This is a genomic window from Mesorhizobium sp. M1E.F.Ca.ET.041.01.1.1, from assembly GCF_003997355.1.
In the GTDB taxonomy this organism is placed as follows: Bacteria; Pseudomonadota; Alphaproteobacteria; order Rhizobiales; family Rhizobiaceae; genus Mesorhizobium.
Window position 1 is genome coordinate 1 of record NZ_RZSL01000894.1, and the last position, 1,789, is coordinate 1,789.

The following is a 1,789-nucleotide window of genomic DNA, read 5'->3' on the forward strand; positions in this document are numbered from 1 at the left end:
GATATCAATCTATTATTCGCGCAATATACCCGCGCGAGCATGGGCGAAGCCCGACGGATATCGAATATCCGCCGGGCGAGCCGCCCCTCAGTGGTGGTGGGCGGAAACGCTCTTGACGTATTCGGACACAAGTTCCCTCGGCGCCGACTGACCGACGTCGCCGACGCTGAGGATGCCGACCATCCGCATACTCTTGTTGATCACCGGCAACCTGCGGATTTTGAGTTCCTCCATGTGCCGCATGGCCTTGGCCAGATCGTCGTCTTCGCGGCAGCAGTGAATGCCGGTCGTCATCACATCGCGCGCCGTCGCGGAGCGGCTGTCGAAACCATCCTCCGCCAGTCCTTTGCAGACAATGTCGCGGTCGGTCACCATTCCGATCAGTCGGTCGTTCTCTCCGATGGGAATCGAGCCGATGTCCTCGGCTCGCATCAATTTCGCCAGTTCGGTGACAGCGGTTTCGGGGCTGACCCAGTCGACACCCTTGTGCATTGCGTCTTTGACTTTCATGGCGGACCTCCCTTTCTGAGGTTGGTGCATGTCCCTCCGTCATATGTTACCGCGGACTGGATTTTCTGGAAACATGATGAGGAGATGCGTCGACACAGAACTGGTGGAGCATCGACGAGTACGGTGAGTGCGTACCGATCGCCTTCTCTTCGAACGGTCCAGCCGCTATGTTCTTCGGCACCCCCGACGCCATGCCTCGCGTTAGAAAAGTTCCTCACATTCGATACCTGCCAGTGGCCGGCCCGAGGGTACGGACGCGGCGTCGGTTCGGCGCCATGGCGATGCTTCGAAGGCTTATGATACCGGATCGCCGGATGGACGGGATAGCCGGCCGAAGGGCTCGGCGAAGCGGCAGGTTCACGGACGGAGACGGCGCGCACGTGCAGCTGCGTTGTCTACGCACAGTCTGGAGCTCAGGGTGTTAGCCGATTGCAAATGGTTAAGTCATTCTCCTCACGACCCAGAGCGACCGGCCCGCATGAGCGATCCCGGACAACAGTCGAAGGCGAGGATCGTCTTTGAGCCGCTCAGCTTCGACCACATCAAGAAGCAGGACCTGCTGGTCGGTCTCGTTGGCGTTCGGCGTTATCCACCAGCGCTGATCCTCGCAGCAAAGTCCGGCCTCCGGATGTTCCTGGAGGTATTCAATCGCATATTCGGCATCCACCTTTCTCGGTGCCGCATCCACGGACATTTGCTCTTTCCTCCGCCGTCGGCGATCGCTTAGGGACTATACCTGATGACGGAGTTTGTTGCAGTGAGAACCCACCACGTCCGGCGGACGGATGGATCGGGTGCGCTATCAGCTGCTGCCCGGCCGGCGCCCGGCGCTTTGCCGACCTCGCCGGCAAAGCACCGGAGGAATGGATTCCGCTGCGCGGAGAAGCTTTTACTCAAAGAACGATATCGACTTGGTCCAATGCGAATGTCACGAGCATCGATGCACGCTCCGGCGAAGTTGTACTCGCAGACGGGCGCCGGCCCTCTCAATACGATTGGCTGCTCCTTGCAACCGGAGCCGAACCCGTGCGCCTGACCATAAGGGCGTCACCTGAATCCGTTTCAGCGCGACGCGCTTTAGGGTGAATCCATTAGACGCCGCGTCTGTTGCCCCAGGCCAGCACATGCAACTGCGGCAGGACCGTTGCCATAAACCACCCGTCCGCTGCGACCTTGTCGACAAGCCAGCGGAAGCGCCGCATCAAATCGTCGAAGTCGGCCTCTTCGCTGCCTAGACCCGCATGGGTGATCAGCGGAGCAGGATTCCCGACCTGCAGAT

General features: G+C 60.1%; 2 protein-coding genes and 1 pseudogene. All 3 read right to left on the reverse strand.

From position 1 onward, the window contains the following. Positions 1-87: 87 nt before the first annotated feature. Positions 88-510, reverse strand: a complete 423-nt coding sequence (locus EOA38_RS35585; RefSeq protein WP_127301418.1) for a CBS domain-containing protein — start codon at positions 508-510, stop codon at positions 88-90. Between the two features lie 439 nt (positions 511-949). Next, complete coding sequence (locus EOA38_RS35590; RefSeq protein ID WP_127301419.1) at positions 950-1,204, reverse strand: hypothetical protein; 255 nt, start codon at positions 1,202-1,204, stop codon at positions 950-952. Positions 1,205-1,601: 397 nt separating this feature from the next. Beyond that, a pseudogene (locus tag EOA38_RS35595) lies at positions 1,602-1,789 on the reverse strand (hypothetical protein); the annotation flags it as partial.